This window comes from Thermoflexus sp., from assembly GCF_042408815.1.
In the GTDB taxonomy this organism is placed as follows: domain Bacteria; phylum Chloroflexota; class Anaerolineae; order Thermoflexales; family Thermoflexaceae; genus Thermoflexus.
Genome location: NZ_JBHOQR010000025.1, coordinates 142473 through 156828 on the forward strand (window position 1 = coordinate 142473; position 14356 = coordinate 156828).

The 14356-nt window shown below is 65.7% G+C and carries 11 protein-coding genes; 5 read left to right on the plus strand and 6 right to left on the minus strand.

Annotated features, from left to right (window positions below):
- Positions 1 to 203: 203 nt before the first annotated feature.
- From ACFMO3_RS08830 to fni, 4 genes are all read right to left on the minus strand, one after another.
- Positions 204 to 566, minus strand: a complete 363-nt coding sequence (locus tag ACFMO3_RS08830) for a ferredoxin family protein (protein ID WP_376790041.1) — start codon at positions 564 to 566, stop codon at positions 204 to 206.
- Positions 567 to 856: 290 nt separating this feature from the next.
- Positions 857 to 1894 (minus strand): tRNA epoxyqueuosine(34) reductase QueG, encoded by a 1038-nt coding sequence (gene queG / locus ACFMO3_RS08835; protein ID WP_376790042.1) that lies wholly within the window; start codon positions 1892 to 1894, stop codon positions 857 to 859.
- Positions 1895 to 2014: 120 nt separating this feature from the next.
- On the minus strand, positions 2015 to 3022 hold the full coding sequence (locus ACFMO3_RS08840; RefSeq protein WP_376790043.1) for a polyprenyl synthetase family protein: 1008 nt from the start codon (positions 3020 to 3022) through the stop codon (positions 2015 to 2017).
- A gap of 160 nt (positions 3023 to 3182) precedes the next feature.
- On the minus strand, positions 3183 to 4208 hold the full coding sequence (gene fni / locus ACFMO3_RS08845) for a type 2 isopentenyl-diphosphate Delta-isomerase (RefSeq protein WP_376790044.1): 1026 nt from the start codon (positions 4206 to 4208) through the stop codon (positions 3183 to 3185).
- A 370-nt stretch (positions 4209 to 4578) separates the two neighbouring features.
- Here fni and acpP point away from each other — a divergent pair, with 370 nt between their 5' ends.
- The 3 genes from acpP to hutI all read left to right on the plus strand — a co-directional run bounded on the left by acpP (position 4579) and on the right by hutI (position 8989).
- Positions 4579 to 4818, plus strand: a complete 240-nt coding sequence (acpP, locus tag ACFMO3_RS08850) for an acyl carrier protein (protein ID WP_376790045.1) — start codon at positions 4579 to 4581, stop codon at positions 4816 to 4818.
- 369 nt (positions 4819 to 5187) lie between these two features.
- Positions 5188 to 6849, plus strand: coding sequence for a urocanate hydratase (hutU, locus tag ACFMO3_RS08855; RefSeq protein WP_376790046.1), 1662 nt, complete (start codon positions 5188 to 5190; stop codon positions 6847 to 6849).
- An 817-nt stretch (positions 6850 to 7666) separates the two neighbouring features.
- Positions 7667 to 8989 carry an imidazolonepropionase gene (gene hutI, locus ACFMO3_RS08860; protein WP_376790047.1) on the plus strand — a complete coding sequence of 441 codons (1323 nt, stop codon included), beginning with the start codon at positions 7667 to 7669 and terminating at the stop codon, positions 8987 to 8989.
- Between the two features lie 4 nt (positions 8990 to 8993).
- Here hutI and ACFMO3_RS08865 read toward each other — a convergent pair whose 3' ends face one another.
- Both ACFMO3_RS08865 and ACFMO3_RS08870 read right to left on the minus strand, forming a co-directional pair.
- Positions 8994 to 9554, minus strand: coding sequence for a Uma2 family endonuclease (locus tag ACFMO3_RS08865; protein WP_376790048.1), 561 nt, complete (start codon positions 9552 to 9554; stop codon positions 8994 to 8996).
- An 18-nt stretch (positions 9555 to 9572) separates the two neighbouring features.
- Positions 9573 to 10130, minus strand: coding sequence for a Uma2 family endonuclease (locus ACFMO3_RS08870; RefSeq protein ID WP_376790049.1), 558 nt, complete (start codon positions 10128 to 10130; stop codon positions 9573 to 9575).
- A 354-nt stretch (positions 10131 to 10484) separates the two neighbouring features.
- Here ACFMO3_RS08870 and ACFMO3_RS08875 point away from each other — a divergent pair, with 354 nt between their 5' ends.
- Entirely contained in the window at positions 10485 to 12785 is a 2301-nt protein-coding gene (locus ACFMO3_RS08875; protein WP_376790050.1) for a xanthine dehydrogenase family protein molybdopterin-binding subunit, read from the plus strand.
- Positions 12786 to 12868: 83 nt separating this feature from the next.
- Positions 12869 to 14323: a CoA-acylating methylmalonate-semialdehyde dehydrogenase gene (locus tag ACFMO3_RS08880; RefSeq protein WP_376790051.1), complete on the plus strand. Its 1455-nt coding sequence runs from the start codon at positions 12869 to 12871 to the stop codon at positions 14321 to 14323.
- Positions 14324 to 14356 lie beyond the last annotated feature (33 nt).

Here is a 14356-nt window from a genome sequence, read left to right on the forward strand (position 1 = left end):
CGCGGAAGCCGCTCCTACAGGCGGCTCATGCCCCCCGGATCATCCCTCATGGATCTCCCAGCGGAAGACCCATCATGGAGCAACCGGAGCCGGTAGCCTGGGATGGCATGTCTTTCTTCACGGGGCATCCTCACCACAAGGCCCCGGCCGATTTTGGGCCGGGGCCTGTCTGCTCCGCACGCAGGCCTCTTTCGGGCGAGGCGCTACATGTTGCGGGCATTGTAGCCGGGACCCTCCTTATAGAACTTATAGTTGAAGGGGATGTCTTCCCGGAGATTGACCACCTCGCCTCCTTTGGCCTCGTAGCGCTCGATGTCCCCCGGGGCGCGCATGATCACACGGACCTGGCCAGGCTTCATCGTGTAGGCTTCGGGAACCTCGTCCTCGGGGAAGATCGCCTCATAGGGACACTCTGGAACGCAGGCACCGCAATCGATGCAGGTGTCGGGATCGATGTAATACCAGGGCCACTGGTCTTCAGGCTTGCCGGGGACGATGCACTCGACCGGGCAGACCTGGGCGCATGAGCCATCGCGCAGACACAGGCTGGTGATGATATGCGTCATCGCTTCCCTCCTGAAAAGGGTTTCGGCTTCCGATCGGATGAGCCGCTCGATCCCTTCCACCCCTCTTTGGGGACATTGGGTTCAGAAAACACAAAGCCGTTCCCGCCCCAGCGGTTTGAGGCCATTCTATCCCAGGGAGGATGGCCCTGTCAATACCTCTGATGCGGGGCTTGGATCTGGAGGGCGAGGGGCCCCTTCCCGGGATGGGGGAACTATGTTTGCGAGGGGCATGCGCCTTCAGTGCCCCGTCCCCGCGGGAGCTCCACCAAGGGAAGCCTCACCCATGGGCCTCAGCGGTTCATGGCCTGCAGGGCCCACTCTGCGTGCTCCCGGAGCATCGGATCCTCATGTTCCCGCCAGATCTGGATCTGGGGCCTCATCGTCTGGGCCCGCAGGTTCCCAGCGATCACCAGGGCGTTGCGCACTAGCCCGCGCCATTTGGCGCGGCGGATAGCGCTGCGGCGGAATCGGGCCCGGAACGCTGTCTCATCCATCTGGAGAACCTCTTCCAGCCGTATTCGGGCGATTCCCTCCCGGGGCTGGAAGGCCGGCTCTCGGGTCGGCTGGGCGAATCGCCGATTCCAGGGGCATACCTCCTGGCAGATATCGCATCCGAAGAGCCAGTCTCCCATCGCGGGGCGTAGATCCTCCGGGATCCCCTCCCGCCGCTCAATGGTCAGATACGAGATACAGCGCGCCGCCTCCAGGGTGCGATCGGGCCGGATGCATCCGGTAGGGCACGCGTCGATGCAGCGGGTGCATGTCCCGCAGTGATCGAAGGGGAAGGGCGGATCGGGTTCCAAGTCCAGGTCAACCAGGAGAACTCCCAGGACCAGATAGGAGCCGAGGCGGGGATGGATCAGCATGCTGTTCTTTCCGATCCATCCCAATCCGGCCTGCACAGCCCAGGCGCGCTCCAGCACGGGCCCGGTATCGACGTAAATCTTCCCTTGGACGGGCCGGCCGGCTTCCCGGTTCAGGAACGCCAGAAGCGCGCGAAGGCGCTCCGCGAGAACCTCGTGATAATCGTCCCCCCAGGCGTAACGGGCTACGCGGCCGCTCGGCGGATCCTCCGGTGGGGGATGTTCTCCCGCGTAATAGTTCATGGCCCCGACGATGACCGAGCGGGCCTCCGGCCAGAGATTCCGCAGATCCCGACGCTTCTCCACCGCATCGGGATGGGTGAGGTAAGCCATGGTCGCCGCGCGGCCGGCCTGGACCCACGCTTCGTAGCGGTCCGCCGAAGGGGTGGGCCCGGCCCGGGCCACCCCCACGAGGTCAAACCCGAGGGTTTGCGCATAGGCTTTCAGACGGGCTTTCAAGTCCATGGATTCTTTCACCACAGGGGAGAGAAATGGCCCGCCCTTCGAGGTCCGTGAACGGCCGATCATGTTGCGAAGGGCCGTGGAGAGAGATCCGGTTCGGATGCCCCTGTAAGTGGAATCGTGCTATCGGGTCCGGGAAAGCAGCGACCAGGCGAGGTCCCGCAGGGCCTCCCCATAGGGATGTCGGAGCCCCGCGCGCTCCAGGGCGGCCATTGCCTGCTGGGTGAAACCGGCGGCCATGGTCTCCGCTTCGGCGCGGGCCCCACTGTGCTCCAGATCTTGAAATAGGACCTCCAGAGGGGTTTGGGGATCGCGGTAGCGTTCCGCGAACTCCGGGATCCGTTCCATCGCCAGGATCACGGGAAGGGTCTTCTTCCGCATCCGCAGATCATCGGCAGCCGACTTGCCCGTCACCGCGGGATCCCCCCAGATTCCCAGGAGGTCGTCCTGGATCTGAAAGGCCATTCCCAAGGCTTCCCCGAAGGCCTCCAGGTCCTCGGCGGGGCGACCGGCGAGGCGCGCGCCGATTCCGGTGGCCGCCCGCAACAACGCGGCGGTCTTTCCTCGGATCATCTCCAGGTAGGCCTCGACGGATACATGGGGCATCCCTTCAAACAATAAATCGAGGTGCTGCCCACGGGTCAGCATCAGGCAGGCCGCATCGAAGCATTCCGCCACCTCCAGGATCTGTTCCGCGGGCACGCCCCGCTCCCGGAGCCGCCAGAGGGCCTGATGGGCGATGGTGAACAGGGCATCGCCGGCGTTGATGGCCTGGGCGATCCCCCACAGGGCCCACACGGTGGGGCGGCCCCGACGGGTTTCGCTGCGATCCTGGATATCATCGTGGATCAGGGAGAAGTTATGGAGGAGCTCGATCGCCGCGGCCGCTGGTAACGCCTGGGTGGGATCGCCGCCGCAGGCCGCGCAGGCCAGCAGGCAGAGCATGGGGCGAACCCGCTTTCCGCCATCCTGCCGCGCCGGCTGGAGCTGCATATCCACCCATCCGAGGTGATAGGCAAGCATCCCGTAAAACAGCCGCTCGGAGGGATGAGCGGGCTCCCCCACAGCGGCTCGCATCTCCTCCTCCAGCAGGGGCATCCACTCGCTGAAAAATGCTTCCCATGCGCCCATGCGGTCGCCTCAAAGGTCGTTCGGTTTGCGAGGATGGGGAGGCAGGCCTCGTATATCTCTCTCCCTTACCCGTGAACGGGCCACGCCACGGGTGGGCCTCTGGCGCCGAGAGGTCGAATTCATTCGACGCCTGTTGCCCCGACTTTCCGCCCCCATGCTTTCATCCGACCTCCATCAGCGGGACCAAGCGAAGGGACTCCAGATTCCGGGCGCCCACGCAGAACATGGCGATCCGCAGCTGGCGGGTGAGGATCTCAATGGTTTCCACCACGGCCTCCACGGAGACCGCGGCCGCCCGCAGGAACGGCCCGGCCATCCCGGCCAGGGAAGCCCCCAGGGCCAGGGCCTTGGCCACCTCTACCCCATCCCGAATCCCCCCGCTGGCGATGATCGGCAGATGGGGCGCGCCCCGTCGGGCCATCCGGATGGCCTCTACCGTAGGGATCCCCCATTCCCGGAAGGCCGCCGCCACCTGGCGGTGCACCTCATCAGGCGCCCGATGCATCTCCACCTGGCTCCATGAGGTCCCCCCGGCCCCCGCCACGTCGATGGCCGCCACTCCGGCTTCCGCGAGGAGTCGGGCGATCTCCTCCGAAATCCCCCAGCCGACCTCCTTGACCACCACCGGGACCGGGAGGGCCCTGCACACGGCTTCGATTTTCCGCAACAACCCGGCGAAGTTGGTATCTCCTTCGGGTTGGAGGGCTTCCTGCAGAGGGTTTAAATGAAGGATCAGCGCATCGGCCTCCACCAGCTCGACCGCCCGCCGGCAGTGATCCACCGTATAGCCATAGTTCAGCTGCACCGCCCCCAGGTTGGCGAAGAGAAGGATATCCGGGGCATAGCGACGAACCTGGAAGGTAGGCAGCAGTTCGGGGTGTTCCAGGACAGCCCGCATGGATCCCAGCCCCATGGCGATGCCGCGGGCTTGGGCGGCCTCGGCCAGGTTTCGGTTGATCCGGGCGGCCTCCTCCGTGCCGCCGGTCATGGAGGAGATCAGCAACGGGGCGTTCAGGGGCTTCCCGAAAAAAACGGTGGAAACATCCACCTCCTGCAGGTCCAGCTCGGGCAGGGCCCGATGGATGAAACGCAACCGTTCAAAGCCCGCGGTCAGCTGTCCGAAGCTGACGTCCTCTTCCAGGTTGATGCGGATGTGATCGGCTTTTCGCTGCGGGATCCCCGACACTGGCTGAAACCTCGTTTTGTAACAGGGTTTGCCGTTCGGTGTTTCTTAGTAATGGGAATTACGTCGATGCCTTCCGATCCGGAAGGCAAGCTCCAAGCTCCATGGCGGGTGTGGCCCTTGCCTGGTCCAGAGTCCAGTTTATAAGGCGAAGGAGCTCTCTGGCAAAGGGCGCCGGGTGGGCGGTGAAGCCGTTCCTCCGGTCGCCGGGATGAGATCCTCTCCCTTCCCGTGCGGCTTCACGGCGTGGGCGCCCGGACAGGAGAGCGAGGTCCTGGCCGTCCGCCATCGCCGGATGCTTTCGGGGCGCTTCCTTGACGTTCCCTGCGGGTCAAGTAGAATGCTAACCAAACTCTGGCCGGGAGGTTTTCCAATGAGCACTGTCTTTGAACAGGTGCGGGAGGTCATTGTGGAAGTGTTGGGCGTGCCGCCGGAGAAAGTGACGCCGGAAGCCCGTTTCCGGGAGGATCTGGAGGCCGATTCCCTGGATCTGGTGGAGCTGATCATGGCCCTGGAGGAGCGGTTCGGAGGTGAGATCTCCGATGAGGATGCACAGAAGATCACCACGGTGGGCGAGGCGGTGACCTACATCGAGAAGCATATGGTGAAGTGATCGGCTTCCCCTACCTGGATCCGGGCGGGACAAGGGTCGGGCTTGCGGGCCCGCATGGGTTTCTCTGGAATGATTCGCCAGGCGGAAAGCTGCGCGTGAAAGTACGCGTAGCTTTCTGTTTGTCCGGGCGCAAACCTCACGGGGGCTCCGAGGTCTTTGCCCGCGGCCTGGAGGGCGATGGGGAGCGAGGCGGAAGATCGAAAAGATCGATGGGAAGCCGGACGGGTTGTCTTCAGTGGCTGGGCCGGCTCGGAAAGGCTCCCCAAAGGAGATCCGCCGGTGGTCCTTGAGGATCGGATCCGGCCGGATTTGCCTGGGGGTGGGATATCGGCTAAAGGTGGGGGGGGAGCATCTGGAAAGGAGGTTTCCATGACCTCAGGCGGAACGGCCCCGGTCATCCGGGCGCCCCGGGGGAAGACGTTGACATGCCGGAACTGGCAGATCGAAGCCGCCTATCGCATGATTCAGAACAATCTGGATCCTGAGGTGGCGGCCGATCCCGCGAATCTGATTGTCTACGGCGGCCGCGGCAAGGCCGCCCGCAACTGGGAATCCTTCTACGCCATTCTGGAGTCCCTCCGCAACCTGGAGCCCGATGAAACCCTCCTAGTGCAATCCGGCAAGCCTGTGGCCATCTTCCGCACCCATGAGCTTGCCCCCCGTGTCCTGATCGCCAACAGCAATCTGGTTCCCCACTGGGCCACCTGGGAGGTCTTCGATGAGCTGGAGCGCAAGGGGCTGATCATGTTCGGCCAGATGACGGCCGGCGCCTGGATCTACATCGGCACCCAGGGGATCCTCCAGGGGACCTATGAGACGCTGGCGGCCTGCGCCCGAACCCATTTCGGGGGCAGTCTGAAGGGGAAGTGGGTGCTGACAGCCGGGCTGGGGGAGATGGGCGGTGCCCAGCCCCTGGCGATCACCATGAATGAGGGGGTGGGCCTGATTGTGGAAGTCGACCCGCGCCGGGCGCGGCGCCGCCTGGAGCACGGGTTTCTGGATGAGATCGTGGAGGATCTGGAGGAAGCGCTGCGCCGGGTGGAGGAATACCGCAAGGCCGGGCAGGCTCGCTCCGTCGGGCTGCTGGGCAATGCCGCCGAGATCTTTCCCGAGCTGGCCCGCCGGGGCATTATCCCGGATGTGGTCACCGATCAGACCCCCGCTCATGATCCTCTGATGTATATCCCCAAAGGCCTATCGGTTTTCGAGGCGGAGGAGCTCCGGGCGAGGGATCCCCAGACCTACATCCGGCGGGCGAAGGAGAGCATGGCGATCCATGGGGAGGCTATGCTGGCCTTTCATCGGGCGGGGGCGGTGGTCTTCGATTACGGGAACAATCTGCGCCAGCAGGCTTATGAGATGGGTGTGAAAGATGCCTTCGCCTATCCGGGCTTTGTGCAGGCTTACATCCGGCCGCTGTTCTGCGAGGGGAAGGGCCCCTTCCGCTGGGTGGCCCTCTCGGGGGACGCGGAGGATATCTACCGCACGGACCAGGCGATCCTGGAGCTGTTCCCTGAGAACGAAAGCCTTCGCCGCTGGATCCCCATGGCCCAGAAGCGGGTGCGGTTCCAGGGGCTGCCCGCCCGGATCTGCTGGCTGGGCTATGGGGAGCGGGATCGGGCCGGGCTGTATTTCAACGAGCTGGTCCGTCGGGGCGAGCTGAGCGCGCCCATCGTGATCGGGCGGGATCATCTGGATGCGGGCTCGGTGGCCAGCCCAAACCGGGAGACCGAGGGCATGAAGGATGGCTCTGATGCCATCAGCGACTGGCCGATCCTCAACGCTCTGCTCAACGCGGTGGCCGGGGCGACGTGGGTGGCCTTCCACCACGGCGGTGGCGTCGGCATCGGCTACAGCCAGCACGCCGGGATGGTGGTGGTGGCCGATGGGACGAAAGAAGCCGAATGGCGCCTGGAGCGGGTGCTGCGGACGGATCCGGGCCTGGGTGTGGTGCGCCACGCCGACGCCGGCTACGAGAAAGCGATCGAAGCCGCCCGCCGGCACGGGATCAAGATACCGATGCTTCGGTGAAGGGAAGCGATTCGGATCGATGCCGTTCGCCCCGGATGGAGCGGTTGGGCTGGACCCAGGTGGCTCATGGCGGTCGCCTTCGGGTCGCCTTCGATAGAGACGCCATCCGGGCCAGGAAGCTTCCGGGACGAAGCCGGGCGGCGCTCGCAGGCGATAACGGGCCTCGAGGGGGCCGAGGGGCCCCTGGGGAGACTCGGCAATGAGCAGCCAGCGCACAAAGCGCTGCGGGCGGCTGATTGCCAGCTGGAAGATGGGATCCGGAGGCAACACGAAGGGACATGCCGTCCCGGCGCGGGCAATGAGGCGGTAGGCCGGACGGTCATCCGCTAGCACGCTCCCGCAGGGCCAGCGGGCCAGATGTCCAGCGATTTCCTCCTCGACCCCATCCGCCGCTGAAGGTTTTCCTTCCCACAGCGCAGCCCACCAGCGCGCCCGCTCGCCATAATGGCCGAAGAGCCCATCGGTTCCCAGCTGAAGGAGGGCCAGCCCTATGAGCAAGATCCCCCAGCGGGGCGGAGTCCGTGCGGGGATCCCGGATAGAGCGAAGAGCGCTCCCAGGGACCACACGCCCACCATCAGGAGAAGGGGGATCCGATAGGCTGGAAGCCGTCGGGGCTGCCAGCGCGTGATGAGAACGCCGACGCCGATATAGATATGACCGGGAGTGCTTCCCTGGGAAACGCGGAACGGATGGCGAAGTCCGCTGCGCAAATCCTGTCGGAGTGCGCAGCGCCCGCTGACTAATCGGCGATGGAGGGGTGGGGAGGTATACAGTGAAGAGGATGGCTCAGCGATTTCCAGCGGAGGAGGCTCGTCCATGCGGGTGGATCTACTGATCCGTCACGCGGCTCAAGTGGTCACCCCACAGGGGCGACGGCCGGCGCGGGGGGCGGCCATGGGCCATCTGGAGATCATCCCCGACGGCGCCGTGGCGGTCCGGGATGGCCGGATTGTGGCCGTGGGCCCCACGGTGGCTGTGGAAGCTTCGGCCATGGAGGCCGTGGAGGTCCTGGAAGCCCGCGATCAAACGGTGATCCCCGGCCTGGTGGATCCCCATACCCATCTGGTCTGGGCGGGCGATCGGGTTGCGGAGTTTGAGATGCGCCTGAAGGGCGCCACGTATCTAGAGATCCTCCAGGCCGGCGGTGGGATCCTTTCCACGGTGCGGACCACCCGCGCGGCTTCTATGGAACAGCTGATTGCCGAGACCCGGGGGCGCCTAGATCGGATGCTGCTCCATGGCACCACTACGGCGGAGGCCAAGACCGGGTATGGCCTGGAATGGGAAACGGAGCGCCGCCTCCTGGACGTCCTTCACCACCTTAACGGCCTCCATCCGCTGGACCTGGTCCCCACGTTCCTGGGCGCCCATGCGGTTCCTGAGGAATACCGGTCGGATCCGGGAGCCTATGTTGAGCGGTTGATCGAGGAGATGCTGCCTGCCGTGGCGGCCCTCCGTTACCCGACGGACGGCCCGTGGTGTCCCCCGTGGGTAGATGGGCGGGCGGCCTGGTTCTGCGATGTGTTCTGCGAACGGGGAGCCTTCGATCTCGGGCAAACTCAGCGCATCCTGGAGGCGGCCCGGCGTCTGGGGTTCGGCCTCAAGGTGCATGCGGACGAGTTCGAGCCGGCCCTAGGGGCGACGCCCCTGGCGGTCTCTATGGGGGCGATCAGCGTGGATCACCTGGTGAGCACGCCGCTGGAACATCTGGAGATCCTCGCCCGCTCCGAGACCATCGGGGTGGTCCTTCCGGGCACCCCATTCGGGCTGGGAACAGGCCATTACGCCCCCGGGCGGGCGCTGATTGATCGGGGGGGCGCATTGGCCCTCGCCACAGATCTGAATCCGGGGACCTCATGGTGCGAGTCGATGCCGATGATGATGGCCCTGGCGGCCCGCTATATGAAGCTCACCCCGGCGGAGGCGCTCACGGCGGCCACCCTGAACGCGGCCTGCGCCATCGGCCTGGGCCATGAAATCGGCAGCCTGGAGCCGGGCAAGCAGGCCGATATCGCACTGGTGGACACGCCGGATTACCGGCATCTGGCCTATCGGTATGGGGTCAATCTGGTTCGCACAGTGATCAAGCGGGGGCGGATCGTCGTTCAGGATGGGGCCCTCCGGATCCCTGGCGGTTGAGCCGTCATCCCAGGATCTCATCGATCCCCACTGTAAGCCCAGGGATGAGAGCCGGGCTGATGGTCTCCCCCCGGTGGACGATGTGGAGCTCCCGGTAGCCCTGGGGGGAGGGCTGGCGGTAGATTTCGACGTGCGCTTCGGTTAGGTCTACGAGCCAGGCTTCGGGGATGCCGTGGCGGGCGTAGAGGGGGATTTTGACCGTGCGGTCGTAATCGGCGGAGGTTTCGGCTACCTCCACGATGAGGAGGACGTCCTCCGGCCCGGGGTGGGCGGAGGCGTAGAAATCCGGGCGGTAGCGGAGCAGGGCCACATCGGGCTGAGGCTCCGAATGCCGCCCCAGGCGAATGGGATCCTGAGCGCTGACGATGGCGCGTTCCCCCACGGCTCGATCCAGGAGCCGGACGAGGCGCTTCACGCAGGCGGCGTGACGGCTACCGATGGGGCTCATGGCGATGAGCTCCCCCTCGATGAGCTCGACGCGATCGTCTTCGGAGAGGATGCCGACCTCGGCCATGCGGTGATATTCCTCCACGGTGAACAGGCGTCGCTGCACCTGAACGCTCATCGCGTTCCTCCCGATGTTCTATGCCAGGAGATCCTCCACAGCGATCGTCAGCTCGGGCAGGGCGGTGGGGTGGAGCGTTTCGCCGCGCCGGAGGGTTCGGGCTTCTTGGTAGCCCTGGGGGGAGGGCTGGCGGTAGATTTCGACGTGCGCTTCGGTTAGGTCTACGAGCCAGGCTTCGGGGATGCCGTGGCGGGCGTAGAGGGGGATTTTGACCGTGCGGTCGTAGTCGGCGGAGGTTTCGGCTACCTCCACGATGAGGAGGACGTCCTCCGGCCCGGGGTGGCCGGAGGCGTAGAAATCCGGGCGGTAGCGGAGCAGGGCCACATCGGGCTGAGGCTCCGAATGCCACCCCAGGCGGATCGGGTTCTGAACCCAGACGATGCCCCGATCTTCGATCCTGGAGAACAGGACAGTGAGCCGGGCGACCGCCGCGGCGTGACGGCTACCGATGGGGCTCATGGCGATGAGCTCCCCCTCGATGAGCTCGACGCGGTCGTCTTCGGAGAGGATGCCGACCTCGGCCATGCGGTGATATTCCTCCACGGTGAACAGGCGTCGCTGCACCTGAACGCTCATCGCGGATCTCCGGATGCGGGCCGCTGGCCTGGTTTGCTTTCAGACTAATCCGGGGGCTGGGATTTCGTCAAACGAAGAGGATCGATCTGACCGCGCAGGGTGGACCCCGCCGCCTACGCCCCGTTTCGGGTTCGGCTCTCCGAAAGGATTGCCGAAACTAAGGATGGTGAGATCGATGCGTAGGATGAGCGCCTCTCGTCTTCGATTCTGGACATTCCCGCGAACCTGCCCTATCTTTGAAGAGGACGTTTTCCCGGCCCTCGCTCCTGGATGGACGGGATGGCCGGGGAAAGCGGTGGAAACCTGGAGCCTCCCCGGTTTCTTCCCACACCACCCCGGAGGATAAGGAGTGCCATGACCATCGGCCAGCGGATTCCGATGCGCGACGGCCATCTGAAAGTGACAGGGCGTCTGAAGTTCGGCGCCGACCTGTGGCTGCCGGATCTTCTGTATGCCCGCCTGGTCCTCAGCCCCTACGCCCACGGCCGCATCCGGCGGATCGACCCCTCCCACGCGCGGGCCGTTCCCGGGGTGGTCGCCGTGTTGACGTCGGCGGACCTTCCCGGGTTTCAGCGGGAGCCGGAGAGCCACGCGCGGGCGCTGCTGGCCTGGGAGCGGGTGGTGTATTACGGCCAGCCGGTGGCGGTGGTACTGGCGGAGAGCGAGGCGGCGGCGGCCGATGGGGCCGCTCGGGTGGAGATGGAGATCGACCCGCTTTCCGCGGTCGTCGATCCGCTGGAGGCGATGTCCGAAGAGGCCCCACGGATCTGGCCGGGCGGCCGCCCGGGAGTGCGGGCGGACGCCGGAGCCCATGCAGCGGACGTCGGGGGCGCCGGGGCGGAGCGGCCGGCCCAACCCGGTAACATCTCTGATCACGTCCGCTATACCCGTGGTGACGTCGAACAGGGATTCCGGGAAGCCGATCTTGTCCTGGAACTCACCTACCGGACGTCGGCCGTCCATCAGGCTTACATCGAGCCGCACACCACGACAGCGGCCCTAGATCCAGCCACGGAGACGCTTACTATCTGGACCAGCACCCAGGATCCCTTTGGGGTGCGGGAAGAGGTGGCGGATTTCCTGGGCTGGCCGGAGAACCGGATCCGGGTGGTGCCGATGCCAGTGGGCGGTGGCTTCGGGGGGAAGTTCACCCTGCTGGAGCCCCTTGTGGCCGCCCTCGCGGTTCATCTCCGTCGTCCGGTGCGGTTAACGCTGACCCGTCAAGAGGAGTTCCTCATCGGGACGCCGGCCCACGCTTCCATCATCACCCTGAAAACCGGGGTGAAGCGGGATGGGACGCTGACGGCCCTCCAGGCCCGGGTGATCTTCGACGCGGGGGCCTTTCCGGGCTCGCCCGCTCGCATTGCCGCGAACCTGCTTGGGAGTTTCTATCGCTTTCCCCATTACGAGATCGAGGCCGTTGAGGTGTTGACCAATAAGCCCGGGGTCGGCGCGTATCGGGCGCCCGGCGCCCCCCAGGCCCTCTTTGCCTTGGAATCCCAAATGGACGAGATGGCTCGGCAGCTGGGGCTGGACCCGCTGGAGTTCCGGTTGCGGAATGTAATGGAGGAAGGGGATGAATTGCCCAGCGGGAAGCGCTACGGCCCCATCGGCCTGCGGGCGTGCCTGGAGGCCCTGCGGGAACATCCTTTGTGGCGGGAGCCGCGCCGGGAGCCTGGCGAAGGCGTCGGGCTGGCGGTGGGCGGCTGGCATGGCGGCCTGGAGCCGGCTGCGGCCATGTGCCACGTGGACCGCGATGGGGTGGTGCGCATCTATGTGGGTGCGGTGGACCTGCAGGGCACGCATACGGCGATGGCCCAGATGGCTGCGGCGATCCTGGGAGTGCCGGTGGAGCATGTCCGCATCCTCCAGGGCGATACCGATATGGCTCCCTATGCTGGGGCCAGCGGGGGCAGCAAAACCACGTATACAGTCGGCCTGGCCGTGCAGCGGGCCGCGGAGGAGGCCCGACAGCAGATCCTGCGGATCGCTTCCGAACACCTGGAGGTCGCCCCGGAGGATCTCGAGATCCGCGATGGTCGAATCTATATCCGGGGGGTTCCCGAGCCCCGCATGACCCTCGGGGAGGTGGCGGCCCTTTCCCAACGCTTCGGTGGGAAGTTCGAACCGGTGGTCGGCCGTGGCTCCTCCGCTCAGACCGAACAGGCCCCCGGCTTCGCCGCCATGTTGGTCCGGGTGCGGGTGGATCCTGAGACAGGCTACGTCACCGTGCAGGAGGCTGTGGTGGCCCAGGACGTGGGACGGGCGATCAATCCCCTGCTGATCGAGGGTCAGATGCACGGCGGTGCGGCCCAGGGCCTGGGCTGGGGCCTGTGGGAAGCCCTCCGATATGATGCGAACGGGGTCGCCCTCACTGCCTCCTTCATAGATTATGCGCTTCCGAACGCGACGGAGGTTCCGCCGATCGAAACGCAGATAGTGGAAGTGCCCAGCCCGCATGGCCCCTTCGGGGCTCGAGGGGTAGGAGAGCCGCCGGTGGTGCCCGGCGCGGCGGCGGTGGCTAACGCCATCCGGGATGCGGTTGGCGTCCGGATCACGGAGCTGCCCATCACCCCGGAGCGGCTGTGGAACGCCCTGACGGCCCGGATGATCGCTGAGACCCGCCTCCGGCATGAGTGGGGGGATCCATCATAAATGATGGGTCTGTTCGTGGGCTGACCATCCCTAGCTGACCGATCTGCGAGAGAGAGCGGATATCCCATTTGCAGGAGGGGCGTATGGGCGTTGAGACGCTGCGGAACTACATCGGCGGTGAGTGGGTGGCCTCGGCGACGGAGAACTTCCTTGAGGTTCGCAATCCGGCCCTGGACGAGGTCATCGCCCGGGTGCCGCTTTCCACCCCGGAGGAAATCGAGCGTGCGGTTGCTGCCGCTCAAACGGCTTTCGAGACCTGGCGTCGCCTTCCCCTCCAGACCCGAGCCCGCTATTTGCTCCGTCTGCGGGATTCGGTGGAGCGGCATTTCGATGACCTGGCCCGCACCATTGTCCAGGAGCACGGGAAGACCTTGGAGGAAGCCCGGGGCGAGATGCAGCGAACCCTGGAGAACATCGAAGCGGCCGCTGGGATGTTCGCCTCGTTGATGGGCTATCACACCCCGCAGATCTCCGATGGGATCGATGAGGAGTGCATCCTGGAGCCAGTGGGTGTCTTCTGCTGCATCGCGCCCTTCAATTTCCCTGCCATGATCCCCTCCTGGTTCTTCCCCTATGCCCTGGTGGCCGGAAATACCTACATTGTCAAGCCCTCCGAGGTCTGCCCGATCACCCAGACCCGTCTCTTTGAGCTGATCCATGAGGTCGGCTTCCCGCCGGGGGTGATCAACATGGTCCACGGTGGGAAGGAGGTGGTGGACGCCTTGCTGGCCCATCCGGGGATCGCCGGCGTCTCTTTCGTGGGCTCCACGCCGGTGGCGAAACATGTCTACGCGACCGCCACCGCCCACGGCAAGCGGGCTCAGTGCCATGGCGGCGCGAAGAACGCCCTGGTGGTCATGCCGGATGCCGATCTGGAGCGCGCCGTTCCGGCGATCCTCTCTTCCGCCTTCGGGTCGGCGGGGCAGCGCTGTCTGGCGGGCTCCCTGGTGATCGCCGTGGGGGAAATCCACCGGCCACTCACCGAGGCCCTGGTGGAGGGCGCCTCCCGCATCCGGGTGGGCTACGGGCTGGAGGAGGGCGTGCAGATGGGGCCGGTGGTCTCTCGCAAGGCGCTGGAGCGGATCCACCGTTACATCGAAATCGGCCTGCGGGAGGAGGCGGACCTCGTTCTGGACGGCCGGGGGATTCGGGTGCCGGGGTATCCGAACGGCTATTTCATCGGGCCGACGATCTTCGACGGCGTGCGGCCGTCGATGACCATTGCCTGCGAAGAGATCTTCGGCCCGGTGTTGGGGATCATCCCGGCGCGGGATCTGGAAGAGGCGCTGGCGATCATTAACGGCTCATCCTACGGGAACGCCGCCTCGTTGTTCACCCGTGATGGGAAGGCCGCCCGGGAGTTCAAGCTGCGGGTGCGGGCCGGCAACGTGGGGATCAACATCGGGGTGGCCGCCCCCATCGCCCCTTATCCCTTCGCGGGGCAGAAGCAGTCGTTCTTCGGCGATCTCCACGGCCAGGGAATGGACACCCTCTATTTCTTCACGGATCGCAAGGTGGTCATCACCCGCTGGTTTTGAGCTGGGCGGCTCGCCACCCTCCCGCCGGTTGCT

Coding starts and splice junctions, on each gene's coding strand:
- ACFMO3_RS08830 (WP_376790041.1), bottom strand. CDS start 566: ATGACGCATATCATCACCAGCCTGTGTCTGCGCGATGGCTCATGCGCC.
- queG (WP_376790042.1), bottom strand. CDS start 1,894: ATGGACTTGAAAGCCCGTCTGAAAGCCTATGCGCAAACCCTCGGGTTT.
- ACFMO3_RS08840 (WP_376790043.1), bottom strand. CDS start 3,022: ATGGGCGCATGGGAAGCATTTTTCAGCGAGTGGATGCCCCTGCTGGAG.
- acpP (WP_376790045.1), top strand. CDS start 4,579: ATGAGCACTGTCTTTGAACAGGTGCGGGAGGTCATTGTGGAAGTGTTG.
- hutU (WP_376790046.1), top strand. CDS start 5,188: ATGACCTCAGGCGGAACGGCCCCGGTCATCCGGGCGCCCCGGGGGAAG.
- hutI (WP_376790047.1), top strand. CDS start 7,667: ATGCGGGTGGATCTACTGATCCGTCACGCGGCTCAAGTGGTCACCCCA.
- ACFMO3_RS08865 (WP_376790048.1), bottom strand. CDS start 9,554: ATGAGCGTTCAGGTGCAGCGACGCCTGTTCACCGTGGAGGAATATCAC.
- ACFMO3_RS08870 (WP_376790049.1), bottom strand. CDS start 10,130: ATGAGCGTTCAGGTGCAGCGACGCCTGTTCACCGTGGAGGAATATCAC.
- ACFMO3_RS08875 (WP_376790050.1), top strand. CDS start 10,485: ATGACCATCGGCCAGCGGATTCCGATGCGCGACGGCCATCTGAAAGTG.
- ACFMO3_RS08880 (WP_376790051.1), top strand. CDS start 12,869: ATGGGCGTTGAGACGCTGCGGAACTACATCGGCGGTGAGTGGGTGGCC.